The organism is Chryseobacterium indologenes (assembly GCF_018362995.1).
Classification (GTDB): domain Bacteria; phylum Bacteroidota; class Bacteroidia; order Flavobacteriales; family Weeksellaceae; genus Chryseobacterium; species Chryseobacterium indologenes_G.
Genome location: NZ_CP074372.1, coordinates 855,280 through 876,248, shown reverse-complemented (window position 1 = coordinate 876,248; position 20,969 = coordinate 855,280). Strand labels below are relative to the sequence as shown.

Annotated in this window: 32 protein-coding genes and 1 tRNA gene; 19 read left to right on the top strand and 14 right to left on the bottom strand. The window is 36.1% G+C overall.

Features of this window, described 5'->3' with window-relative positions; all coding sequences use genetic code 11:
- The first annotated feature begins 133 nt into the window (after positions 1–133).
- Genes moaA through DYR29_RS03870 form a run of 5 tightly spaced genes read left to right on the top strand, consistent with a single transcriptional unit; the run spans position 134 to position 4,444 of the window.
- Positions 134–1,120 carry a GTP 3',8-cyclase MoaA gene (moaA, locus tag DYR29_RS03890; RefSeq protein WP_213279386.1) on the top strand — a complete coding sequence of 329 codons (987 nt, stop codon included), beginning with the start codon at positions 134–136 and terminating at the stop codon, positions 1,118–1,120.
- 2 nt (positions 1,121–1,122) lie between these two features.
- Positions 1,123–2,322: a molybdopterin molybdotransferase MoeA gene (locus DYR29_RS03885; RefSeq protein WP_213279385.1), complete on the top strand. Its 1,200-nt coding sequence runs from the start codon at positions 1,123–1,125 to the stop codon at positions 2,320–2,322.
- An 8-nt stretch (positions 2,323–2,330) separates the two neighbouring features.
- The gene (gene moaC / locus DYR29_RS03880) at positions 2,331–2,807 is read left to right on the top strand and encodes a cyclic pyranopterin monophosphate synthase MoaC (RefSeq protein ID WP_213279384.1); all 477 of its coding nucleotides are present in this window, start codon (positions 2,331–2,333) and stop codon (positions 2,805–2,807) included.
- Positions 2,788–3,393: an NTP transferase domain-containing protein gene (locus DYR29_RS03875; RefSeq protein ID WP_213279383.1), complete on the top strand. Its 606-nt coding sequence runs from the start codon at positions 2,788–2,790 to the stop codon at positions 3,391–3,393. Before moaC ends, DYR29_RS03875 begins: the two co-directional genes overlap by 20 nt.
- Before the next feature lie 10 nt (positions 3,394–3,403).
- On the top strand, positions 3,404–4,444 hold the full coding sequence (locus tag DYR29_RS03870) for a HesA/MoeB/ThiF family protein (RefSeq protein ID WP_213279382.1): 1,041 nt from the start codon (positions 3,404–3,406) through the stop codon (positions 4,442–4,444).
- A 47-nt stretch (positions 4,445–4,491) separates the two neighbouring features.
- Here DYR29_RS03870 and DYR29_RS03865 read toward each other — a convergent pair whose 3' ends face one another.
- From DYR29_RS03865 to DYR29_RS03830, 8 genes are read right to left on the bottom strand one after another with little or no spacing between them, the layout of a single operon-like run.
- Positions 4,492–5,016 (bottom strand): DUF488 family protein, encoded by a 525-nt coding sequence (locus DYR29_RS03865; protein WP_213279381.1) that lies wholly within the window; start codon positions 5,014–5,016, stop codon positions 4,492–4,494.
- 40 nt (positions 5,017–5,056) lie between these two features.
- On the bottom strand, positions 5,057–5,971 hold the full coding sequence (locus tag DYR29_RS03860; RefSeq protein WP_213279380.1) for a bestrophin family protein: 915 nt from the start codon (positions 5,969–5,971) through the stop codon (positions 5,057–5,059).
- 29 nt (positions 5,972–6,000) lie between these two features.
- Entirely contained in the window at positions 6,001–6,486 is a 486-nt protein-coding gene (locus tag DYR29_RS03855) for a molybdopterin-dependent oxidoreductase (RefSeq protein ID WP_213279379.1), read from the bottom strand.
- Positions 6,487–6,504: 18 nt separating this feature from the next.
- Positions 6,505–8,910, bottom strand: coding sequence for an FdhF/YdeP family oxidoreductase (locus DYR29_RS03850; protein WP_213279378.1), 2,406 nt, complete (start codon positions 8,908–8,910; stop codon positions 6,505–6,507).
- A gap of 19 nt (positions 8,911–8,929) precedes the next feature.
- Positions 8,930–9,280: a DUF7009 family protein gene (locus tag DYR29_RS03845; protein WP_213279377.1), complete on the bottom strand. Its 351-nt coding sequence runs from the start codon at positions 9,278–9,280 to the stop codon at positions 8,930–8,932.
- On the bottom strand, positions 9,277–10,152 hold the full coding sequence (fdhD, locus tag DYR29_RS03840; RefSeq protein ID WP_213279376.1) for a formate dehydrogenase accessory sulfurtransferase FdhD: 876 nt from the start codon (positions 10,150–10,152) through the stop codon (positions 9,277–9,279). The genes DYR29_RS03845 and fdhD overlap by 4 nt, the downstream gene beginning before the upstream one ends.
- A gap of 33 nt (positions 10,153–10,185) precedes the next feature.
- Positions 10,186–10,602 carry a molybdenum cofactor biosynthesis protein MoaE gene (locus tag DYR29_RS03835; protein ID WP_213279375.1) on the bottom strand — a complete coding sequence of 139 codons (417 nt, stop codon included), beginning with the start codon at positions 10,600–10,602 and terminating at the stop codon, positions 10,186–10,188.
- Between the two features lie 5 nt (positions 10,603–10,607).
- Positions 10,608–10,850: a MoaD/ThiS family protein gene (locus DYR29_RS03830; protein WP_213279374.1), complete on the bottom strand. Its 243-nt coding sequence runs from the start codon at positions 10,848–10,850 to the stop codon at positions 10,608–10,610.
- 358 nt (positions 10,851–11,208) lie between these two features.
- Between DYR29_RS03830 and DYR29_RS03825 the strand changes: the two genes are divergently transcribed.
- Both DYR29_RS03825 and DYR29_RS03820 read left to right on the top strand, forming a co-directional pair.
- Positions 11,209–11,282: transfer RNA gene (locus tag DYR29_RS03825), tRNA-Ala, on the top strand.
- Positions 11,283–11,383: 101 nt separating this feature from the next.
- Positions 11,384–12,643, top strand: coding sequence for a tyrosine-type recombinase/integrase (locus DYR29_RS03820; RefSeq protein ID WP_249413605.1), 1,260 nt, complete (start codon positions 11,384–11,386; stop codon positions 12,641–12,643).
- Positions 12,644–12,653: 10 nt separating this feature from the next.
- Here DYR29_RS03820 and DYR29_RS03815 read toward each other — a convergent pair whose 3' ends face one another.
- Entirely contained in the window at positions 12,654–13,196 is a 543-nt protein-coding gene (locus DYR29_RS03815) for a DUF4468 domain-containing protein (RefSeq protein ID WP_213279373.1), read from the bottom strand.
- A gap of 10 nt (positions 13,197–13,206) precedes the next feature.
- Positions 13,207–13,770, bottom strand: coding sequence for a hypothetical protein (locus DYR29_RS03810; protein ID WP_213279372.1), 564 nt, complete (start codon positions 13,768–13,770; stop codon positions 13,207–13,209).
- A gap of 221 nt (positions 13,771–13,991) precedes the next feature.
- Between DYR29_RS03810 and DYR29_RS03805 the strand changes: the two genes are divergently transcribed.
- Both DYR29_RS03805 and DYR29_RS03800 read left to right on the top strand, forming a co-directional pair.
- Positions 13,992–14,297, top strand: a complete 306-nt coding sequence (locus tag DYR29_RS03805) for a hypothetical protein (RefSeq protein ID WP_213279371.1) — start codon at positions 13,992–13,994, stop codon at positions 14,295–14,297.
- Between the two features lie 22 nt (positions 14,298–14,319).
- A complete protein-coding gene (locus DYR29_RS03800; RefSeq protein ID WP_213279370.1) occupies positions 14,320–14,757 on the top strand; it encodes a hypothetical protein in 438 nt (145 codons plus the stop codon).
- A 253-nt stretch (positions 14,758–15,010) separates the two neighbouring features.
- Here the strand turns inward: DYR29_RS03800 and DYR29_RS03795 are convergent, their stop codons facing one another.
- The 4 genes from DYR29_RS03795 to DYR29_RS03785 all read right to left on the bottom strand — a co-directional run bounded on the left by DYR29_RS03795 (position 15,011) and on the right by DYR29_RS03785 (position 16,740).
- The gene (locus DYR29_RS03795; protein WP_213279369.1) at positions 15,011–15,442 is read right to left on the bottom strand and encodes a hypothetical protein; all 432 of its coding nucleotides are present in this window, start codon (positions 15,440–15,442) and stop codon (positions 15,011–15,013) included.
- Between the two features lie 206 nt (positions 15,443–15,648).
- Positions 15,649–16,065 (bottom strand): hypothetical protein, encoded by a 417-nt coding sequence (locus DYR29_RS03790; RefSeq protein WP_213279368.1) that lies wholly within the window; start codon positions 16,063–16,065, stop codon positions 15,649–15,651.
- 47 nt (positions 16,066–16,112) lie between these two features.
- A complete protein-coding gene (locus DYR29_RS22910) occupies positions 16,113–16,247 on the bottom strand; it encodes a hypothetical protein (protein ID WP_274608406.1) in 135 nt (44 codons plus the stop codon).
- The gene (locus tag DYR29_RS03785) at positions 16,240–16,740 is read right to left on the bottom strand and encodes a hypothetical protein (protein WP_213279367.1); all 501 of its coding nucleotides are present in this window, start codon (positions 16,738–16,740) and stop codon (positions 16,240–16,242) included. The genes DYR29_RS22910 and DYR29_RS03785 overlap by 8 nt, the downstream gene beginning before the upstream one ends.
- 156 nt (positions 16,741–16,896) lie before the next feature.
- On the opposite strand from DYR29_RS03785, the gene DYR29_RS03780 reads away from it, so the two are divergent.
- The 10 genes from DYR29_RS03780 (at position 16,897) to DYR29_RS03735 (ending at position 20,969) form a co-directional block, all read left to right on the top strand.
- Complete coding sequence (locus DYR29_RS03780; protein ID WP_213279366.1) at positions 16,897–17,169, top strand: hypothetical protein; 273 nt, start codon at positions 16,897–16,899, stop codon at positions 17,167–17,169.
- Between the two features lie 19 nt (positions 17,170–17,188).
- Positions 17,189–17,509, top strand: coding sequence for a hypothetical protein (locus DYR29_RS03775; RefSeq protein ID WP_213279365.1), 321 nt, complete (start codon positions 17,189–17,191; stop codon positions 17,507–17,509).
- Position 17,510: 1 nt separating this feature from the next.
- Positions 17,511–17,699, top strand: coding sequence for a hypothetical protein (locus DYR29_RS03770; protein ID WP_213279364.1), 189 nt, complete (start codon positions 17,511–17,513; stop codon positions 17,697–17,699).
- 36 nt (positions 17,700–17,735) lie between these two features.
- Positions 17,736–17,996: a hypothetical protein gene (locus tag DYR29_RS03765; protein ID WP_213280673.1), complete on the top strand. Its 261-nt coding sequence runs from the start codon at positions 17,736–17,738 to the stop codon at positions 17,994–17,996.
- An 11-nt stretch (positions 17,997–18,007) separates the two neighbouring features.
- Positions 18,008–18,160, top strand: coding sequence for a hypothetical protein (locus DYR29_RS03760; RefSeq protein WP_213279363.1), 153 nt, complete (start codon positions 18,008–18,010; stop codon positions 18,158–18,160).
- A gap of 3 nt (positions 18,161–18,163) precedes the next feature.
- Positions 18,164–18,697 carry a Rad52/Rad22 family DNA repair protein gene (locus DYR29_RS03755; protein WP_213279362.1) on the top strand — a complete coding sequence of 178 codons (534 nt, stop codon included), beginning with the start codon at positions 18,164–18,166 and terminating at the stop codon, positions 18,695–18,697.
- The gene (locus tag DYR29_RS03750; protein ID WP_213279361.1) at positions 18,684–19,544 is read left to right on the top strand and encodes a YqaJ viral recombinase family protein; all 861 of its coding nucleotides are present in this window, start codon (positions 18,684–18,686) and stop codon (positions 19,542–19,544) included. Before DYR29_RS03755 ends, DYR29_RS03750 begins: the two co-directional genes overlap by 14 nt.
- A gap of 320 nt (positions 19,545–19,864) precedes the next feature.
- Positions 19,865–20,353 (top strand): hypothetical protein, encoded by a 489-nt coding sequence (locus DYR29_RS03745; RefSeq protein ID WP_213279360.1) that lies wholly within the window; start codon positions 19,865–19,867, stop codon positions 20,351–20,353.
- Positions 20,322–20,633, top strand: a complete 312-nt coding sequence (locus DYR29_RS03740) for a hypothetical protein (RefSeq protein ID WP_213279359.1) — start codon at positions 20,322–20,324, stop codon at positions 20,631–20,633. Before DYR29_RS03745 ends, DYR29_RS03740 begins: the two co-directional genes overlap by 32 nt.
- Before the next feature lie 24 nt (positions 20,634–20,657).
- Positions 20,658–20,969, top strand: a complete 312-nt coding sequence (locus tag DYR29_RS03735) for a hypothetical protein (protein ID WP_213279358.1) — start codon at positions 20,658–20,660, stop codon at positions 20,967–20,969.

Genomic DNA, 20,969 nt, shown 5'->3' with positions numbered 1-20,969 from the left:
CCTGATTTTCTATTACGCCTATACCAAGATGAGCCTTAGAGGCTCATCTTTTATTATTTAAGCAATAAATATAAAATTGATCACTACCACGAAAAACATTCAGTATATTTGTAATAGACTCATCGTATTTAAAATGTTGACAGATAAATTTGGAAGGAATATTAATTATCTCAGGCTTGCAATTGTAGACCGATGTAACCTCCGATGTACATACTGCATGCCGGAAAATGGTCTTCCCTGGATTAAGCAAAATGAGTTAATGACTGATGATGAAATGCTCAGAATCTGTTCCGTTTTCACAAAAATGGGAGTAGATAAAATCAGAATCACCGGAGGAGAACCGTTTGTACGAAAAAACAGCATTGAACTTATCCGGAAAATATCAGAATTAGACGGTCTGACTGATCTCAGTTTAACAACCAATGGTCTTCTTACCGAACCTTATATTCCGGAACTTAAAAAATTCGGGATAAAATCTGTTAATCTAAGCCTTGACACCCTTGATAAAGACCGGTTTTTCAAAATCACCAGAAGAAACAGCTTTGATAAGGTCATGAAAACGTTGGAGGGTCTCCTTCAGCATCATATCAAAGTAAAAATCAATACGGTAGTGATGGAAAATGAAAATATTGAAGATATTATTCCTTTGGTGGAACTTACGAAAAACCTTCCCGTTGATGTGCGTTTTATTGAAGAAATGCCTTTCAATGGCGGTGATACAGATATTTCTCTGAAATGGAATTTCTCACAGATTTACCGCTATATAAAAGAATATTTCCCTGAAATACAAAAGATTCAAGATCCTAAAAATTCAACGGCATATAATTATAATATTCCCGGTTTTACAGGAAATATAGGAATCATTGCAGCGTATACGCGTTCATTTTGCGGAGATTGCAACAGAATAAGAATCACACCTTCCGGTATTCTCAGAACCTGCCTTTACGAAGGTACAGGCGTAAATCTCAAAGATGAGATCCGACTTGGAAAAACAGATGAAGAGCTTAAAGATATCATAATCAACAGCATACAAAATAAACCAAAGGACGGCTGGGAAGCTCAAAAAGAGAGTCTTAGCGCGTCACAAATTCATCAGTCTATGGCAACAATCGGAGGATAATTATGGAAATGATCAGTGTACAACAGGCAGAAGAAATTATACTTTCCCAAATCAAAAATTTTGGAACGGAAGAGGTTTTCTATGAAAATGCTTTAGGAAGAATTTTAGCTGAAAATATTACAGCAGATTCCGATTTGCCACCCTTTAACAGGTCTACGGTAGATGGAATTGCAATAGATTTTAATTCACATGAAAATGGAAGTCACACCTATAAAATAAAAGCTGTACAAGCTGCCGGAGAAGTTCCTGTTTCTATTGATACTGAAGACGAATGCATTGAAATCATGACCGGAGCCGCCTTAGATTCTTCTGTAGATACTGTGGTTCGTTATGAAGATATTTCGATTAATAATAATCTGGCGAGCTTTACGATTCCGATAAAAAAAGGGCAGAATATCCATATTAAAGGAAAAGATAAAAAGGTAGGAGAAATATTGGTAAAAGCGAATCAGCTCATCACCCCCTCCATTCTCGGAATTGCTGCATCAGTCGGAAAAACTTTGTTAACCGTAAAAAAACTTCCTAAAGTTGCTGTTATTTCCACCGGAGACGAAATGGTATCCCCTGAAGATCACCCTACTCCATTCCAGCTAAGACGTTCCAATGGAATCACTATAAAATCCGTTTTGGAAAAATATAAGATTAGTGCAGACCTGCTGCATTGGAATGATGATTTTCAATTAATAAAAAATGAGCTTTCGCGATGTATTGAAACATATGACATCTTGCTGATGAGCGGCGGAGTGTCTATGGGAAAATTTGATTATCTGCCTAAAGCCTGCGAAGAAGCGGGAATAGAAAAACTTTTTCACAAAATAAAGCAAAGACCCGGAAAACCTTTTTGGTTTGGAAAAAGCCGGAATGAAAAACTTGTTTTTGCCTTTCCCGGGAATCCTGTTTCCGTATTTATGTGTCTTCACCGGTACTTTATTCCCTGGCTGGAAAGATCTTTAGAGATTCCGCAAACAGCCCAATATGCGGTTTTGCAGAATGATCTTGATTTCCCTTTTCCATTGCAGTATTTTGCACAGGTAAAACTCAATGTGAACCCATCAGGGCAGGTCATTGCAGAATCTGTCAATACCAATGGTTCCGGAGATTTTTCCCACCTTGCGGAAACCGATGCATTTATAGAACTTCCTATGGAAAAAACTGAATTCAGGAAGGGCGAAGTCTACAAAATCTGGAAATATAATTTTTAATCTTACACATGACAAATTTTTCACATCTTAATAAAAAAGAACAACCGGGCATGGTAAATGTCGGGCAGAAAAAGATTACGCACCGAAAAGCGATGGCTAAAGCGGTTGTAATACTTCCTGAAAATATTCTTACCGCACTTCAACAGGATGATTTCAAAACAAAAAAAGGCTCGGTATTTCAGACCGCTATTATTGCCGGAATAATGGCCGCTAAAAAAACAGGCGAATTAATCCCACTATGTCATCCAATTGGCATGGATAACTGTGAAATAGATATTGACATCAATGCTGAAAATGAGATTGAAATCTATTGCACTGCTGAGATTGAAGCTAAAACAGGTATCGAAATGGAAGCTCTTACGGGAGCATCTGTTGCCGCCCTTACCATTTATGATATGTGCAAAGCGATGAGCCATGATATTGTGATCAAAGAGATAAAACTAATCGAAAAATCAGGTGGAAAAAATGATTTCAAAAGAGACTGATTTCCCTCAATTAAACGGGCTGGTACTTGCAGGAGGAAAAAGTCTTCGGATGGGAAATCCTAAAGATAAAATCAATTGGCACGGGAAAGAACAGCGGTATTATGCAGCTGATCTTTTAGCACCGTTTTGTGAGAATGTTTTTATTTCCTGCAGACAGGATCAATTAGAACATTTCGATACGGATTATAACGCCCTTACCGATACTTTTTTAAATATGGGCCCCTTCGGTGGAATACTTTCGGCATTGCGTGCCCAAAGAGATAAAGCATGGCTGGTGGTAGCTTGTGACCTTCCTCTGCTGGATAAAAACTCATTAGAATTTCTGATCCGGTCCAGAGATGCTGAAAAGGCGGCAACAACTTACGAAAGTCCTTTTGACGGTTTACCGGAACCATTGATCACCATTTGGGAACCTAAAAGCTACCCCTTACTCCTTAATTTTTTAGGCTTAGGAAATACCTGTCCCAGAAAAGTTCTGATAAACAGTGATACTTTGATTCTGAAACCCAATAACCCTGATGCTTTAATGAATGTGAATACACCGGAAGAAATGACAAAAGCAAAGGAAATTTTAAAGAAATCATAAAAACATACCTATGAGTGATCCTTTTGAACGCTATCACTGCCAGATTGCTTTACCGGGTTTTGGTATTTCTTCCCAGGAATTGCTTCATCATGCTAAAGTTCTGATTGTGGGTATGGGAGGTCTTGGCTGCCCCACGGCACAATATCTTGTTTCTTCAGGAATAGGAACAATTGCTATTGCGGATGATGATCTCGTCTCGGAAAGCAACCTGCACCGCCAGATTCTATATACTCCCCAGGATATCGGAACGTATAAAGTAGATGCTGCTGCAAAAAAACTTCAACAGCAAAACCCAGCTGTTTCCATAATTCCTTATCGTCTGAAAGTAACTTCCTCCAATGTTATGGATTTGATTTCTGAATTCGATCTTATTGTGGAAGGAACAGATAATTTTGAAACGAAATGTCTGTTGAATGATGCCTGTGTTCTGGCTGGAAAACCTTTAGTTTATGGTGCTATTTATCAATATGAAGGCCAGGTAAGCATCTGGAATGTCTTACAGCAAGACGGCACCTACTCCCCCAATTACCGGGATGTTTTCCCTGATGCGGAAGAATCTCAGGTTCCTAACTGCAGAGAAGGCGGTGTAATTCCTACATTGGCAGGCATCATTGGATGTATGCAGGCCAATGAAGTTATAAAATATTTTACGCAGCCACAGGATGTATTAGCAGGAAAATTATGGCTGATGAATGTTCTGAACGGCAAAACCCAGGTTATTAAATTAAGAAAAACATCTGTACAAATTACAGCTTTGCCCCAGACTGTTCAGGTTATTACGTTTGAACAGCTGATGCAGGAGAAGGATTATTTTGAAATTATAGATGTACGTTCTGTGGAAGAGCACCAACATTTCAATATCGGCGGAATCAATATTCCTGTGGAAGAACTACAATATCATGTAGATTCCTTTTTCAGTTTGTCAAAACCTCTTTTGGTGTATTGCCAATCCGGGAAGCGTAGTGCAGAAGCTGTAAGAAAGATAAAAAAGGTTTTCCCTGACAAAGAAGTGTTTTCATTAAAAGGCGGTATTAATACCATACAGCCTTAGGATTAAAGACTAAATTTTTGTGAACGCAGATTCTTTCCATTTATCTTTTAATCAAATAAACTTTCATCTGAATAAAAAACCTTTCCATCATATACTCTTGCCGGTGAGGTATAGGGATGTTCTTCTATTTTTCCTATATTCATAATATGTTCTACCTTCCAGCCTCTTGCTTTAAGATAATCAGAAACCATAGATCTGTGACAGCGCCACCATACCGCTTCAGAGCACATAAAAGCTGTTGTCTTTTCCCTGGCAATGTGTTCCAGCTTTTCAACTGAGGTTACAAATTCTGAGGTTTGCAAATAATCAGCATATCCCCGGAAAGATTCATTCCGCCATCGGCTATTTATTGAACCGGGTTGTACCTTTCTCCTCCCTCCTAATTCTTCAAGATGGATATATTCAATAGTATTTTCAGGAAGTATCTTTTCCAGATTTTCTTTATTGAACCACGGATACTTTTTTGATCCCGGAAATCTCCGGATATCTGCTAAAAATTTAATGTTAAACGAATTAAGCATTTCAATGAAATACTCCAATGAATGAACAGAATGTCCAATTGTATAAATCATATTTTTTTCTAAAACCTTCATACAATTATCTTTAGCTCTGTCAATCAATAATATTCTGAGTTATTTTTTGAGAAGCAGCAATCTGTTCTCCGGCCATCTCATGAATTGTTTCATCAATCATTATGCACATACTATTAAGAGCCAAATCGTTGGCATCTGTTCCAAATGGCTCCTCAATCTCATCCGCTATCGCTTCAAAAGCAACAAAGGTATAAGCTACAAATACCACAATAAGCGGTGTAAACCATCCTAATGAATCTACCAGTCCAAACGGCAGCAAGAAACAATAGATATACACCGTCCGATGCAGCAAAACTCTATAGCTATAAGGAATGGGTGTTGAAATAATTCTTTCGCATCCTCCCAAAATATCAGAAAGCTTATCAAAATTTTCATCAAAGCGTGCCTGCTGAATAGAATCCATACCGCCTTCCTCTTTTGCTTTCTGAACCCATTCTGCAAGCAATCTCATAATAACTGCCGGTTTATATTTGGATGCTGCTACAATTTTCAGTTCGTCTTCATTAAGCCTTACCTGTAAATCTTCATAGGCATCTGTTCCTCTCAGCTGATGTTTCAGCGCAAAGACAAAAGCACTCAGCAGCTGAACAAAATGATGAACTGAAACCTGATTATTAAAATTTTTCAAGGTGAGTGCCTGGCGGGTCAATGCGCGGGCCGTGTTCAACAAAGCTCCCCATAATTTACGTCCTTCCCAGAAGCGGTCATAGCTGGCATTGTTTCTGAATCCGAGAAATAAGGCCAATACAAAACCGAAAAGTGTAAGGGGTGCAGGGTTTAACGGCACCTTAAATGAAAGAATGGTTCCATGGAAATAGGTCACCAATAAAGAAAGCATTAAAAGCAATCCCAAACGGGGAAGCAATGCAGGCAAAACAGAACCGTGCCATACAAAAAGCATTCTGAACCAGTGTTCCTTTTTTCTTATGATCATTATTAAACTCTAAAATATTATTTCGACAGTTATTTTTTCACTGATCCTATGATCAATTCCGTAACCTGATAACTGCTGCGCGCAGGTTTCTTTTCTCCTTCGGCAATCATACGTAACGGACCTTTCTCCTTTAATAAAGGTTTTCCATCCATCATATCCGCAACAATTACTTTCTTATCAGCAATTGATGAATCAAGTTCTGCCAGAGAAAATAAAACCTGATATCCATCTGCACATTTTACAAGAAGATATTTCGACAGATTTTCTCCATGTAAATCTTTCCCTGAAGGAACTTTAGCCCAAGTAAGAATATCCTGAATAGAAACTCCTGTATAAGCGTGTGTTTTTCCTTCTTTATCCTTCAATATTGCTTCTTGTTGAGGCATTTGTGAAAGATCGGACAGACTTAATTCCAAAGGTTGTACAATTTCTCCGGAAATTTTTAATTTAAATCCAGTTTGAGCTGATACTATGCCATAAAAAGAAATTATGACCGCAAAAAAAAGTTTCTTCATGATTATAATTTATTGCATTTAAGATGGTTCCAGACCTGTTCCGGCTGCTGCAATTACGTGATCATCAATCTTTTTAAAAATATCAGGACTGTGTTTCCGGATTTTGATACGGACATATTTTGAAGCAGGCATATTGGCGCCATTTACTACGTTATTGATGGATACCAAAACATTGGTTTCCGGAAAATAGGTCATGGTACTTTTCTGTGGAATAGGATATTTTACGACAATAAAAAGAGGAGCTATTCTTTCGATTCCATCATCATAATTGAAAAGGTCTACGTGGTCTCCTTCTTTAAGGCCGGCCTTCTCAATATCTTTTTCGTTCATCATGACAATTCTTCTTTCATTGAAAATCCCACGGTAACGGTCATTCAAGCCATAAACAACTGTATTGAACTGGTCGTGTGTTCTGGTGGTTCCCATCAGATATTCATCATCAGCAAGCGAATTGTCAGGCACAGCGGTTATATTGAAAGCTGCTTTTCCCGGATAAAACTCACTGTTGAAGATGCCATCCCTCGGCCCATTCGGAAGGTAAAAGCCTCCTTTCTGCACTACTCTTTCGTTATAGTTTTCAAATCCCGGAATACATTGTTCAATATCATTACGAACGGCATCATAGCTATTAATAAATTGATCCCAATCTACTACAGAACGTTCACCTAAAACAGCTTTTGCCATTCTGCAGGCAACATGCGTTTCGTTGATGAGGTGCTTTGAAATAGGATCGAGAACACCTCTTGACCATTCCACAACACCCATTGAATTTTCTGTACTTACATGCTGGAGTTCTCCATTAATCATATCTTTTTCACTTCGGGAAATTACCGGTAAGATCAAAGCTTCTTTTCCATGGATAAGATGGCCTCTGTTCAGTTTTACAGAGACAATCACAGACATTTCCAGTTTTCGCATGGCTTCTGCGGTAAAGGTTGTATCCGGTGCTGCCGAAAGGAAATTCCCACCCATACAGAACATAAACTTCACCTTTTCCTGATGCATTGCTTTCAATGCGTTTACAACATCATAACCGCCTTCTCTGGGAACTTTAAAGCCATAATATTCTTCTAATCTGTCTAATTGTTCAGTCGTAGGATGATGGTTAATCAATAATGTTCTGTTCCCCTGCACATTGCTGTGGCCGCGAACAGGACACGCTCCTCCACCCTGAATTCCTATGCTTCCTTTCATCAACAGGAGATTCACAATATTATAAATCATTTCCACGCCATTATGTTGCTGGGTAATTCCCATGCCCCAACAAATAATAATACGTTTTTTTGAAGCAATCATCTGTGCGGCGTCTCTTAGATCTTCAACCGAAATTCCACATTCTTCTGATAGGAAATTAAGGTCATAGCGTTTCAATTCTTCAACCAATTCGTTGAACCCTGCCGTTTTATTAATTATAAAATCCTGATCAAGAACTTTTCCTGGATTTTTAGTCTCTTCTTCCAATACCAGAATCTGCAGGGCTTTTAAAAGTGCCATATCTCCATTAATCCTGACGGGAAGATATAAATCTGACAATTCATAAGGCTTATTCAGCAAAGCACGAACTTCCTGAGGATTTTTGAAACCTTTTAAACCAGCTTCAGGAAGCGGATTGATGGCCATAATTTTTGCCCCGTTCTTTTTCCCTTTTGTCAGGGCAGAAAGCATTCTCGGTGAATTGGTACCGGGATTTTGCCCTATGATCATAATGAGATCGGTATCATAAAAATCTTCCAGCTTTACCGTTCCTTTTCCAATCCCAATGCTTCTGGAAAGTGCATAACCAGAGGTTTCGTGGCACATATTGGAACAGTCCGGAAAGTTATTGGTTCCGAATTCACGGGCAAACAGCTGGTACACCCATGTGGCTTCATTGCTGGTTCGTCCCGAGGTATAGAATATGGCTTCATTAGGAGAATCCAGAGCGTTCAGTTTTTCTGAAATTTTTGCAAAAGCATCATCCCAGCTTATTGGCTGATAATGGGTTCCGCCTTTAGGAAGATACATTGGTTCTGCAATTCTTCCTAACTGGCTGATTTCAAAATCTGTAAGTTTTGCTAAATCATACACTGAATTGTCTCTGAAAAACTCTGCCCCAATTGTTTTTGAGGTTGCCTCTTCCGCCAGGGCTTTTGCACCGTTTTCACAGTATTCACCTAATTTGGAGCGTTCGTCATCCGGATCCGGCCAGGCACAGCTCGGACAATCAAAACCGTCAAACTGATTCATACTGAAAAGTGCCCTTCCTCCACGGAGAACAGAGGCATTGAGCACCAGCTGGTCCAATGAATGGATAACAGCCGGAACCCCCGCTGCCCAGAGTTTTGGTGGTTTCAATTTCAAATCCAGCAATTTATAAGGAGGCTCTGCTGAAGGTAACTGACCTTTGTCCTCTCTTATTGTATTGAATTCATCTCTGTTTTCCATGAGTTTTTAATTTAAAAAATTAGCACTTTAAACTTGGGTTAGGATAATTATCGCTTTGATCTTCCAATGTATTATCAATGCATACAAAATCCTTTTCTATTAAAATCTTCACCAGTCCGGATTGTCCGTCAAAACCAACTCTGTCTGTGGAAATCCATTCTGTGATCATTGTTTCGGGCATTTTCAGAACAATTTTATTTTCGATGAAAGATGCAGAAAGTTCTGTATCATCAGTTCTTTCGATAGTATAAATAAACGGACGGTCTATAAATTCTGTAAAGCTAGAAATGACTCCGCTCTTCCCTAGTTCTGCAACTTCAGACTGTGTAAGACGAAATCTTACTGAATTGTCTTTAATTCTTATTTTCATAATAAATTTTCAATTTTAAAATGGCTCCCGTTATGGTAAATATTAAAACGGTTATCCCGGAGAAAGCCCAATAAGGTAATATCAAATTCTTTTGCAAGATCTACCGCCAGACTGGAAGGTGCGCCTATTGCTGCAACAATCGTAATTCCTGCCATTGCCGCTTTCTGAATAAGTTCAAAACTGGCCCTGCCGCTTAAAACCAGAATTTTATCCGTAAGGGGAGGCAAATCCGCTGATAATGCATGGCCTATAAGTTTATCCAATGCATTATGCCTTCCTACATCTTCTCGTAAAGCAAGCAAGTTGCCTTCCAAATCAAAGATACCGGAAGCATGTATACCTCCTGTAGCACTGAAATTATTCTGGAAAGAGCATAATTTTTCGGATAACTGATAGATGATTTCAAGGGAAACAATCGTATTTTCTTTTTTCTGATGAAGGAAAGGGCTTACGGTTCGTATAGATTCTATGGAGCCTTTTCCGCATACGCCACAACTGGAAGTCGTGTAAAAGTTCCGGTCGGCTTTCCTAAGTTCAGGAACAAAATTATCGACAAGCTCAACGATTACAACATTTTCATTGTTTCTGGAACATTCTGATTCCGGGTAATGTATATTTTTAATCTGATTCCGGTTGGAAATGATTCCTTCTGTAAATAAAAAACCTGCTGCCAACTCTGCATCATTTCCGGGAGTCCGCATGGTTACGGATATATTTTTAGATTCTTTTTGATCCGCTGCCAGATATGAAACCCTTATTTCCAAAGGTTCTTCTATAGAAATATCATCTGTAAAAAGGAAACTGTTGTTTCCATTGACTTTGACAATTTCTAACTGCTTGACTGATTTATTGGATAACAGATCGGCTTTCATAATTTAATAACTGGTCTAGTAAAGGTACAAAATTTAGGGATGTGCAGAAACCCATTCTTCTCCGTTTTCCAGCACTTCTTTTTTCCAGATGGGAACAGTTTGCTTGATCGTCTCAATAATATAGCTGCACGCATCGAAAACCGCATTTCTATGCCCATCGCTTACGACGATTATCACCGCTGTATCGCCGGGAAATAAAGTTCCGGTACGATGGTGAACTACAATATTTTTTACCGAAAACAAAACAATAGCTTTATCTGCAATTTTCCGCATCTCCTTAACGGCCATAGATTCATAGCACTCATACTCCAGCCTGGTGACAGTTTTGTCTTTGGTATGATTTCGTACTGTTCCTACAAATGACGCAATTCCCCCGCATGCCGGATCGGAAGCAAGGGTAAAACATTCTTTGATATCCAGTGGATTATCTGTTATTTTTATATCTATCATATCTGTTATCCGCCGCTTACCGGAGGAATTATTGCTATTTCGTTAGAAACCGTTACAATGTGGCTGTCTTCTGCATATTCATCATCAACGGCAATAAAATAGGATTTAAGTTTTTTCAGTTCCGGAAAGTCTTTTTCCAACAGTGTTTTCAGTGCTTTGATATCTGCACCTTCATCTATTTCTATTTCTTTTTCCGGGGTTCCGAAAATGTCTTTCGTTATTCCGAATGCTAATATTTTGAGTTTCATTTTTAATTTTAGCTGATTAACAATATGATATAAAACATTTAGGATAACAGTCATTCTTTTGATGATAAAAAAATGTCCAATGCTCCGTAAATATTGTAGAATATTATTTTCTTACAATAATAATGATTTTTAAAGCGGTATTTTAGATTAGGATAAAAAAGTTAGCTCTGCAATTTGTAAAAAGAATGTTCTAAATTGGTTATGAATACAATAAATAATATTCTGCATCTAAATTTTGCGCATACTCAATATTCAGATGTATCCTGTTTCAAATTTTTATCAAATAAAAACTACAAAATAGTTGCATATATTATTTAAATACTTACTTTTGTACCCGCTTCGCAATAAAAGAAAGTACGGGGGATTGGCGCAGTTGGCTAGCGCGTTTGACTGGCAGTCAAAAGGTCACGGGTTCGAATCCCGTATTCTCCACTACGGCAAACCACGCCCAATAAACGGTTTGCCGTGTTTTTTCACTCTTGTAATTGTATTAATCGTGTACTCGATCGTGTACCAAATAATTAATACAATATATGTTCAAAAATCAAATGCCGAACGGATGCAGTTATTCTGATCTGTTCATTTATCCGAATCCGGAAAACATTTCCAACAAGAAAGTTCTGTCTGAAAAAGACATCTTAGCAAAGAAAATTACCATTAATGACGCTATGGCTAAAGAGTGGTATGTGGGATGCAAATTTTACGATCCTCAATCAAAGAAATACTCAAAAGGCTATTTCTGGCGAAAGAAACATTTAGCTGTTTACAAAATCTACGAAGAAAGGAAAGCGGCTGCCGAAATACTTTTGGATGAAATGCAAAGAGCGCTTAATAGGTGTTACAATCCGATTCCAGGCGTGTGTCAATTCCAAGAGGTCGTCGATACTGAATTTCATCCTGACCTTTATTTGTTTGAAGCATTAGAAATGGCTTTTAATGATCATAAGGAAAATATAAGCCCGGGTTATGCAAGTTCCATACAATCAAACTTAATGACAATCAAGCCGGTGATTTTTAAATTACAGTTAGATACTCTTAAAATAAAAGATACGGAGTTGAAACATGTGAAGAAAATCTTAGACAACTCAAATCTTTCCAATAATTCATATAATAAATTTAGAAAGCATTTTTCAAAACTATTCGGAATCTTATGCGCAAATTCTTGTTTAATACAAAATCCTTGTCAATATATTCCAACAAAAATACATGTAAAGAAGGAGCCTAAAATTCTTACGACAGCATTGTTTGAGTCGATCTGTAAATACTTAGAAAGATCGCACACCGATTATGCCACTTATTGCCAAATTTTCCACATGACTGCATGTAGATCTACAGAGCTTTTAGCGGTTCAGAAGAAGGATGTAAATCTTAGAAAAAGAGAATTTACAATAACTGTAAAAAAACGAAGAGGCTACGTAAGAGAAGTAAGGGCAATTATTCCTGATGCATATATATTTTGGAAATACCAATTAAGTTTGTGTAGATCAAATGAAGATTACTTGTTCGGCGAGGGATTCTCTCCACAAGCAAGAGATAAGCCTTTACGTAAAGAGTCACCAAATGAATATTGGCAAAGAAATGTAAACAGCGTTTACAATACAGGCACTACTTTTTATAAAATAAAACATCTATTTTTAGATAGAATTGATGCATTGTACGGATCTCAGGCAGCTCAAGGAATGGCTGGACACCTTATAGGCAAAACGACAGAAATTTACACAACCTTAAGAAAGAAAAGGGAATTGGAGTTGCTTAAAAAGCTCACATTAAAGAAAACAAAGGGACTTAAATAGTCCCTTTTTATTACCAGTCTTTACTTATATCAGACTGTATATTCATTGCCTTTTTTAGATCACTTACATTAAGCAGTACAGTTTCACTTATAAACGCTTTTATATCATTCCATGCTTTGTCCCTAGGTTCTCCCCAGCTTGGCTTAGGAGCCTTATCATCTAAAGTGATAATGCCATAATCTGTATGTCTACAGCCAGATCCTCCAGACCCCTTGTGATCGAATGAATGAAAAACGTATTTGTATCTACCATCCTTTACATAAATACTAAGAGTTAACCTTACAGGGCCTTCGACACATGAAGCTCCAAAGTAATTTTTACGTTTTCTGTAATCAACTATTCCACTTGCTATTATTTCTCCAGAAGCTTTATTATCAACTTCAATTATACTATTTTTTTTATTGAAAGTTTTTCTTACCCAACTCCTTGCTCTATTATATAATTCTTCCTTCGTGGCAGTTGAATCAACATGTACTACTTCTTCATATTTTAGCTCCTGAGAAAAAACTAATACTCCCAAAATAATGGCTAATACAAATAATATTTTTTTCATAAATAAAAATTTATATTTCATCATATCCTACAGCTATATCGTTAATAAAGTAAATCCTAAAACCCTCGTTCTCATAAATAAAGCAATCAGCAGGTTTTCCACCAAACAATGAAGCCTTAATTGCTGTTGGATTTCCTAAAGTATCTATTAAGAAAGCTTTGTCCAAAACTTTCTCTTTGATAAAACTTTTTATGTCAGCCTTCATTCCGTACTTTTCTTTTCCAAAATAATAACTATAACTTACATTATTATCATTAACCATATTAATAAACTCCTTTATCCTATCAGAAGAATAATCGCTATCATCCGACACCATAACACATAAAGGAATTTTTGTAAAAGATTTAAACATTACTGTTACTAATTTATCTGTTACATAAGCATCCCATACTCTTCCTTTTTTCTCAAAATTTTTCTGAAACTGTCCATAAGTCATGTTCTTCTTGTAAAATTCTTTGGGACATTTTTCACCATTTGGCAAATAACAAACATCAACAAACGTACTCACACTAGCCATCTGAGAATGAAAAAAACCAAACACCAATATAGAAAAACAAAATAGTAACTTTTTCACGTATTAATTTTCCCACAAATATAGAAATATTCTAAATACACATTTTTACGGAAACCCGTATTTATACGGATTGCACAATAAAAATGTTTTGCTATGTGGTATAAATAATTCATTCAAATTTGAAATATATTATTATATTAGCATTTAGGATATGATATAAAGTTTTGTTGTACCACCGGTTTTATAATTAGTATTTTTGAATTCACTTTAAAATTTTAACAATGAAGACATTAAAATTAATTATTGCCGGAATCGCAATTGCTACTCTAGCCTACTCATGTTCTAACGACAGAGACGATGAAACAAGACAAAAAGCCATCGAGGATGTAAAAAACAGTAACCGCGAATTTAAGTTAAACCAGAAAGGACTAACCGCTAAAGATGGAGCCGAGGCAAAGACAGATACCATTTCTGTTAAAGGCCAAAACTCTACTTCTAGCGGACCTTATAAACCAGATCCAACTGATGGAACAGGAACAGACCCAGATCCAGTCGTCGACCCAACAAAACCAGATAAACCTTGGTAAGACTAAGGCAATAACACAAAGAATGGCAACAATACTCGTATTGTTGTCTTCTATATTACCTTTTCTTAATAATATTCTAAAACACATATTCAATACTCCTTCTATAGTTTTAGACGTATCCGGTGCAAAAGCTCTTGACTTAGATAGTGCTATTTTCTTTTTTGCAATGCCTATCAGCTACCTTTTTATAGCGTATGGTGGTAGATTTGGAGCCCATAAAAAAAGTTATTATGCAGTATACTTGTCTGCTTATTTTCAAGTTGTAATAGTTGTGAACTTTATTTTCCTAGGCATTAACGTGGCATACCTTATAACCCAAATTGCCGTTTTCATCATTTTCCTTACCGTTGCATTACTCTTACTAAAAAAAGCAAGATATTACACAAGTATGGAAGCTCAAAATGAATTCCTGAACAATACTTTAGATAGATATTCTTCAATAATCAAAGAGAAAAAGTAGTATGGGGTATATGGAGACAAAGGAAAGGCTTAAGATATTAATATCTATTAGCGATCAATTATGGTATGATTACAAATCAGGACATATTTCCGCTGATGAATATCTTACTAAAGCTGATGAAATCAGAAGAGAATTCAATTCAATATCGGAAGTGACACTTTTAGACATGCAAGAATTGTCTAAAAGATTTGGGTATATTTTAATTCAAAGCAAAAATATATTTAGCAATAAGAAGAATTACAAATTTCAAAGATTAATTCTTAATTGAATTTTTAAATTCATTAAGCTCTTTCATAAAATTTTCAATCTTTTCCGTAAGTACTAGAATTTTTCGATCTTGTATATCCTTAACACCTGCATTAACCAACTTTTCAATAACAAGTTTATCAGAAATTTCATCTGTTAAATCTTGCCCTACAACTGTTTGGCGATTTAGCATTTCTCCTTTTCCTAAAATAAGCCACCTCGCATTAATTTCCGGAAATTTTTCCAACAATGCAGCAATTAGATCTAAGCCCGGCTCATTTCTGCCATTTTTAATATGAGATATCTTAGCTTCAGAAAATATTTCAACTTCCTTTGCTATTCTATATCCACTATATTCATAATATGAAAGAACCTGCATAAATCTTGCATTAACTTCCGGAATACTTAACATTTGTTTATTGTTTTCTTTTTCTTTCATATATTTGTAAAAATATTAGATGGTTATGAACGACAGAGAAATATCTATCGAATTACTAAAATTATACCCCAGCTATAGACATGAGTATAGCCTAGAACAGTTCTTCAACCTTTATCAAGCAACAGCAAGGTTTATTTCTAATAAAAACAATGCATTGCGAAAAATTTGCAAAGTCAACCAATCTGAGCTTGTTCTATTTGAAATAGCTACTTTAAAAGAGCACAAATAGAAATAGCAGTCGACAAAATTGCAGACAATATTGAAACAACGATTGCAATTTTACTTGCTTTCCTACTATCATCTATTTCAATCTGCTGTTTTTTAATCAATAATAAAGTCTCTTGATCAATCTGTGTCTTGATTTGATCTTTTTTTGCTATTGCTTCAAATCCGCCATCCTGCAAAAATCTTAATATAGAACTTCTCTTTTCATCGTTTATCCTAAACACTAAATTATCTCCTAGTCGTTCACACATTGAGAACCATGTGCTATCATGGTCTTTAATATCATATACATATGATACAACTTTGTGATTAGGTATATTTAAATCATGTGCTACTTTTTCTGATTCAATAGCCTTTTGTTCGCGAATAATATTATTCAAAAATTCATCATGACTCATTACATCAAAGTTTTTGAGTGGTCTTTAGCAATAGAAAAGTAATAGTCCTACTTTGTTTTAGGAGGTGGAGGTGGCGGGTTTCTGTGCGTAGGTATATTATTACTTCCTTTATCTGGACTTGGTCCTGGATTAGTCTGTGGGCGGCTTGGCCCCGGCGATGGTCTTTGTTCTTGTTTAGCCATTATTGTTAGTATTAAATATATTTTTAAAGTAATTATCACATTCCGATTCTGCTTTGCTTTGCAGCGCAATATTTCCTTTTTTAATTATTTCGTTGACAATTTTACTAATATCTTTTTCTTGCGCAACTATCGCATAGAATTTTTTCTGTGCCTTAATTTCGTTTTCATCTCTTTCAAAATCATACCACAGATTTTCTAACTTATTATAATAATCACAATATTTTTCAATTGCAACCTCTGATTTTCGAAACATGCTATCATTAGGTATTAATTCTGTACCCAAAAGCTTAACCAATGACATTATAGCAATGATTATACTTGTTGCAAAAGGTAAATCCTTCCATAATGGCCAGCCCAAAACTCCCGATGTAGAAAATATTAGAATGACCAAATTGAACCATTTATTTATAATCCTTTGCTTAGCTAAGAATAAGTTACAGTATATCATTTTATACTTAGCATCAAATAGTTCGTGCCATATTCTTTCTCTCATATAAAATTTTTCTCACTGGTTATCAATACTTTACATTTGTATAGTAAAAATACTTTACAAACGTTTTGCTTACTTAACATTTGTTATGTAATATTGTACTACAATTACAACGCAACTGCTAGTAATTGGTTTACGAAAATACAAAATATATAAGTAATGATAAAAATTAGAGAAGCGATTTCGCCCCTATTATCTGAGTACTTGAAAGAATTTACTACAAAAGATGATCGGGCTGATATTATAAGTAAGGTAAATGGGGTAAGCTCTTCAACATTGAGAGACGTAATGTACCGCAGAAATTCTGTTTCAGAGTACAACCTACCAGCAGTGAAATTATTGCTTTTAAAGGCAAGTGAAAATGCAGAGGCTAAAATTCAAAAAGCTAGAAGCTGCAAAAAAGAAGTGAAAAAGGTCATTGACTGTATTTAACTCAAAAACTCTCAAAACCATGCAAACAATTGTCTCAATACCAACACTCGAAAATATCGCATTTCAAAGACTTGAAAACGAGAATTTCATCACTGGTGAAGTTGACTTCAATCCAACTTATGGGGTTTACACTGGCTATTTGCAGATAACACCCACAATATGTATTGATTTCACCGACTCGAAGTTCTGTTTGGCAGAAGAAGGCGAAAAAATAGCCGAAATAAGCCCAGAACTTGAAAGAGCGGTTGAATGCTACTTGACGTACAACTACTCTACCTATGAAGATGAAAGTGAGTATGATTATGCTGATTTGAGAATTAAACTACAAAAAGAATACTGATATGAAAACCATCTTAAACTTAATTATTGCGTCATCTATACTTGTTATGATGAATGATTGCGAAGTAAATGCGGGTAGAACTGCATTAGATTACTCGAATTCAATTTATGGCCTTGGCGGCCTTGTTTTCTTCGGGTTTTTCAGACTGTATTACAGACAATCGGTTGAATATTTAACAAAACCACAATGAGACTCAAAAACAGATTTAAAAACCGATTCGTTTCACATGAAAAATGGATTGAATGGTTTTCTGCGCATGATTTCAGATCATCAGTCATATGCACATTGGCAAAATTCGAACGTAAAAAACTCACAAATGCTTGAAAAATTACTAGACAAAAAAGCAAGGTTGCTGAAAGAGCTTGAAAAAGTTTCTGAAATGATAGCACTAGAAAAAATACAATTACAAGAGTCCAGCGGGCGCACAGGGCGTAAGTCGTCTGCTGGTTTTGAAAAAATGGCAAGAGCAAAATTTAAAATAACATAAACATTAGAATCATGAAAAATTACAAAGAAACTTACAGAGGCTGGGTTATCGAATCCTTTGGTTCTCAATTCAAATATTATGAGGCCAAAAAAAGAGCAAAAACAACCATGATTGGTGATGATATTGTCATGATCAGAAAGCAAATTGACCACTTTAACGCTTAAGACATGGCAGATCCTAAAATGATAACCACGGCCGACATTAGCAAGTCTAATGACCTGATCTTATCTATCGGCCAGTTGAACGGTGTGATTGGCAAAACACCAGAAAAAGCAAAGAAAGTTCGACCTGCTAAAGGTGGCGGTACATGGACGTATGTCTCTGGCTCTTACATGAAAAAGCAACTAAATATTTTGTTCGGTTGGAATTGGGATTTCGAGATCGTGTCAGAGCAGATTTTAGTTGACGCAGGTGAAGTCGTTGTTAAGGGCAAATTAACCTGTAGATCCAACGGCCAAACAATTGTTAAGATGCAATACGGCAATAAAGATATAATGTTCAAAAAAGGCACTAAAACCCCTCTATCAATAGGTAATGACTTAAAAGCGGCTGCTACAGATGCGCTTAAGAAATGCGCTGCAGAAATTGGAATTGCTCAGGACGTTTATGGTCCTGAGGATTTTAAAGATGTTGAAGTAGTTGATGAGATTACTACGGGCAAGTCTAACACAGAAAAAATGCAAGCTCATGGTCAACTATAAAGGCTTCCAAAATGATGAAGAATGGTTGAATTTCCGTGCAAGTTATTTTACAGCAAGCGAGATTTATAAACTTCTTTCAGAGCCGAAAATAAGTGCAGCTGATAGAGAAACTGCAAATTTTGAGAAATTACTCAGTGTTGGTGCAAAATCCTACGTTTCCGATTGTGTTGCTGAAATGCTTTCACCGCCAGAACCACAATATTATAATTCAGCAATGGAAAGAGGTAATGAAGTTGAACCTAGAGTAGCAGAACGAATTGCAAAAGAATTAGGCAAAACTATTAATGATGATGATTTTATTTACACATCAGTCGGCGAAAGAATTTTCTTCTATAATGATGAATACAATTTAGGCAGCACCCCGGATGTAATTATTCTTAATAAAATGATTTGCGAGGTTAAGTGTCCGAAATCTAAAACACATCTTAAATACTTAATGATTAAATCAGTAGAAGATTTTTTCAAAGTAAGTAAAGACGAATCGCCATCATCAAAAGATTCTTTAAAAAAACATTACGGTCAAATGCAATTAAATATGTTTTTGACAAATACCGATAAGTGCCTTTTTGTAAGCTTCGATGATCGTTTCTTCAATCCTGAGCATCATTATCATTCAGTGTTAATTCCACGTGATGAAGAGTACATAAAAAAGCTTTTGGAGAAGTCCAAATACGGCAAAGAATACAAAGAACAAATCCTAAAAACCATTAATGAAAAATCATGTCAACCAAAGAAATCAAGGATAAAAGCGAGTTCAGAGAACAAGCAGACAAGTTTTACAGGGACAACTTCATCCCAAAGGTCTACGACAAAGAAGATCATCACCGATTCTGGCTCTGGTATTTAGAAGTAACTCACAGACAGCTTACGAAATCCGAAATGGAAAGCACACGAAAGAATTTTACTTACGACATGGATTATTACCTGTCACTTCCGAATCCTAGTAAACACATAGAAATAATTTAACCATGAACCTACACCAAAGAATAAGAGAAGTCCGTGGGCATATTGACTGGCTGCAAGAGACTGCCAATAAGCACAAAGCCAACGGAAAGAAGAGATGTTTCAATTTGACCTGTGAAGTAATACAGGAAAACAAGCTCATCCTAAAAGTTCTTAAAGAAGATCTCAAAAAACATAACAAAATTATAACCTCCAAAATTCGCCATGAATAGTACAATAAAAATTAAAACCGGCAAATGTATCGACTGTCCACAAGATGCTCCATACCGGCCCCTGATTGCAAAAAGATGCCAGACACACTATAAAACATATCGAACTCAGGTTAATTCTGAAAAAAAGCCCAAAGAAGTTAAAATCAGAAAGCCTCTTCCAAAGGTGTCAAAGAAAAGAGCTGTAGAGAATGCTAAATACACGGTTGCGAAAATTCAGTTCATGAGTAAGCCGGAAAACAAAATATGTCCTGTAACCGGTCAAGAAACAACTGATGTTCATCACAAAATTGGAAGAGTTGGATTCGCAGATCAGTGGGCACGTATAAATAATATTACTCTCCTACTCGATACTCGCTTTTGGTTGGCGGTTTCCCGGGACGGGCATCGTCAAATCGAAGAAAATCCAAGTTGGGCCAAGGAAATGGGATATTCATCAAATAGACTCCAATATGAAGAAGTTCAAAAAACGAATAAACATTGAAAATGCAACGAATTTCAAGTTAGAGTACTACGAAGGCGGAAGCGAATTAAAAACCAAAGAATTCAATTCTTACAAAGCAATGGAGCAATTCCACAACAGACAAACTGACTTTATGTATCTGGATTTTCATCGATATGCTTTCGTAAATGGTAAATGGCATCGGTTTTTGAAATTGCGCTCTCCATTTGTTTTCCAAGAAGAATTGGACTTCATAAACAAAACATTCTCCGAAAAGAATGATTCTGAAAATCTTCAAAAATGCATAATTGAAGAAATTTAAACTCAATAAAAACAATATAAAATTATGGAAACAAGCACAGCAGTAAAAATACAAGGCTTTACCGAAATTGATATTCAACAGAAGCAGAATATAATAAGAAAGCAATCATTCCAAGGATTATTCAAATATCCGGATAATACTCATTCAATTGTACATACTAATGATCAAGTCCCAGAAATTGGCAATACTATTAATACTTATAATTTTCAATTAATGTCAATTACTGAAGTTGTTACCACAAGACCACATAAAGGGATTTTTAAAGACGAGTCTAAAAGGCTAAATGTCTCAATAGTTACAGTTATTCCTCTAGTTTATGAAATTATAAAAAATTAA

Bases quoted from the DNA above. Each gene is read 5' to 3' on its own strand.
- DYR29_RS03765 (WP_213280673.1), top strand. From the start codon at position 17,736: ATGAAAAATGGATTGAATGGTTTTCTGCGCATGATTTCAGATCATCAG.
- DYR29_RS03835 (WP_213279375.1), bottom strand. From the start codon at position 10,602: ATGATAGATATAAAAATAACAGATAATCCACTGGATATCAAAGAATGT.
- DYR29_RS03795 (WP_213279369.1), bottom strand. From the start codon at position 15,442: ATGAAAGAAAAAGAAAACAATAAACAAATGTTAAGTATTCCGGAAGTT.
- DYR29_RS03875 (WP_213279383.1), top strand. From the start codon at position 2,788: ATGATTTCAAAAGAGACTGATTTCCCTCAATTAAACGGGCTGGTACTT.
- DYR29_RS03780 (WP_213279366.1), top strand. From the start codon at position 16,897: ATGATAAAAATTAGAGAAGCGATTTCGCCCCTATTATCTGAGTACTTG.
- DYR29_RS03750 (WP_213279361.1), top strand. From the start codon at position 18,684: ATGGTCAACTATAAAGGCTTCCAAAATGATGAAGAATGGTTGAATTTC.
- DYR29_RS22910 (WP_274608406.1), bottom strand. From the start codon at position 16,247: ATGGCTAAACAAGAACAAAGACCATCGCCGGGGCCAAGCCGCCCACAG.
- DYR29_RS03865 (WP_213279381.1), bottom strand. From the start codon at position 5,016: ATGATTTATACAATTGGACATTCTGTTCATTCATTGGAGTATTTCATT.
- fdhD (WP_213279376.1), bottom strand. From the start codon at position 10,152: ATGAAAGCCGATCTGTTATCCAATAAATCAGTCAAGCAGTTAGAAATT.
- DYR29_RS03860 (WP_213279380.1), bottom strand. From the start codon at position 5,971: ATGATCATAAGAAAAAAGGAACACTGGTTCAGAATGCTTTTTGTATGG.
- DYR29_RS03815 (WP_213279373.1), bottom strand. From the start codon at position 13,196: ATGAAAAAAATATTATTTGTATTAGCCATTATTTTGGGAGTATTAGTT.
- DYR29_RS03760 (WP_213279363.1), top strand. From the start codon at position 18,008: ATGAAAAATTACAAAGAAACTTACAGAGGCTGGGTTATCGAATCCTTT.
- DYR29_RS03885 (WP_213279385.1), top strand. From the start codon at position 1,123: ATGGAAATGATCAGTGTACAACAGGCAGAAGAAATTATACTTTCCCAA.
- DYR29_RS03830 (WP_213279374.1), bottom strand. From the start codon at position 10,850: ATGAAACTCAAAATATTAGCATTCGGAATAACGAAAGACATTTTCGGA.
- DYR29_RS03735 (WP_213279358.1), top strand. From the start codon at position 20,658: ATGGAAACAAGCACAGCAGTAAAAATACAAGGCTTTACCGAAATTGAT.
- DYR29_RS03775 (WP_213279365.1), top strand. From the start codon at position 17,189: ATGCAAACAATTGTCTCAATACCAACACTCGAAAATATCGCATTTCAA.
- DYR29_RS03740 (WP_213279359.1), top strand. From the start codon at position 20,322: ATGAAGAAGTTCAAAAAACGAATAAACATTGAAAATGCAACGAATTTC.
- DYR29_RS03870 (WP_213279382.1), top strand. From the start codon at position 3,404: ATGAGTGATCCTTTTGAACGCTATCACTGCCAGATTGCTTTACCGGGT.
- DYR29_RS03755 (WP_213279362.1), top strand. From the start codon at position 18,164: ATGGCAGATCCTAAAATGATAACCACGGCCGACATTAGCAAGTCTAAT.
- DYR29_RS03855 (WP_213279379.1), bottom strand. From the start codon at position 6,486: ATGAAGAAACTTTTTTTTGCGGTCATAATTTCTTTTTATGGCATAGTA.
- DYR29_RS03845 (WP_213279377.1), bottom strand. From the start codon at position 9,280: ATGAAAATAAGAATTAAAGACAATTCAGTAAGATTTCGTCTTACACAG.
- moaC (WP_213279384.1), top strand. From the start codon at position 2,331: ATGACAAATTTTTCACATCTTAATAAAAAAGAACAACCGGGCATGGTA.
- DYR29_RS03785 (WP_213279367.1), bottom strand. From the start codon at position 16,740: ATGAGAGAAAGAATATGGCACGAACTATTTGATGCTAAGTATAAAATG.
- DYR29_RS03850 (WP_213279378.1), bottom strand. From the start codon at position 8,910: ATGGAAAACAGAGATGAATTCAATACAATAAGAGAGGACAAAGGTCAG.
- DYR29_RS03820 (WP_249413605.1), top strand. From the start codon at position 11,384: ATGTTCAAAAATCAAATGCCGAACGGATGCAGTTATTCTGATCTGTTC.
- moaA (WP_213279386.1), top strand. From the start codon at position 134: ATGTTGACAGATAAATTTGGAAGGAATATTAATTATCTCAGGCTTGCA.
- DYR29_RS03745 (WP_213279360.1), top strand. From the start codon at position 19,865: ATGAATAGTACAATAAAAATTAAAACCGGCAAATGTATCGACTGTCCA.
- DYR29_RS03805 (WP_213279371.1), top strand. From the start codon at position 13,992: ATGAAGACATTAAAATTAATTATTGCCGGAATCGCAATTGCTACTCTA.
- DYR29_RS03790 (WP_213279368.1), bottom strand. From the start codon at position 16,065: ATGAGTCATGATGAATTTTTGAATAATATTATTCGCGAACAAAAGGCT.
- DYR29_RS03770 (WP_213279364.1), top strand. From the start codon at position 17,511: ATGAAAACCATCTTAAACTTAATTATTGCGTCATCTATACTTGTTATG.
- DYR29_RS03800 (WP_213279370.1), top strand. From the start codon at position 14,320: ATGGCAACAATACTCGTATTGTTGTCTTCTATATTACCTTTTCTTAAT.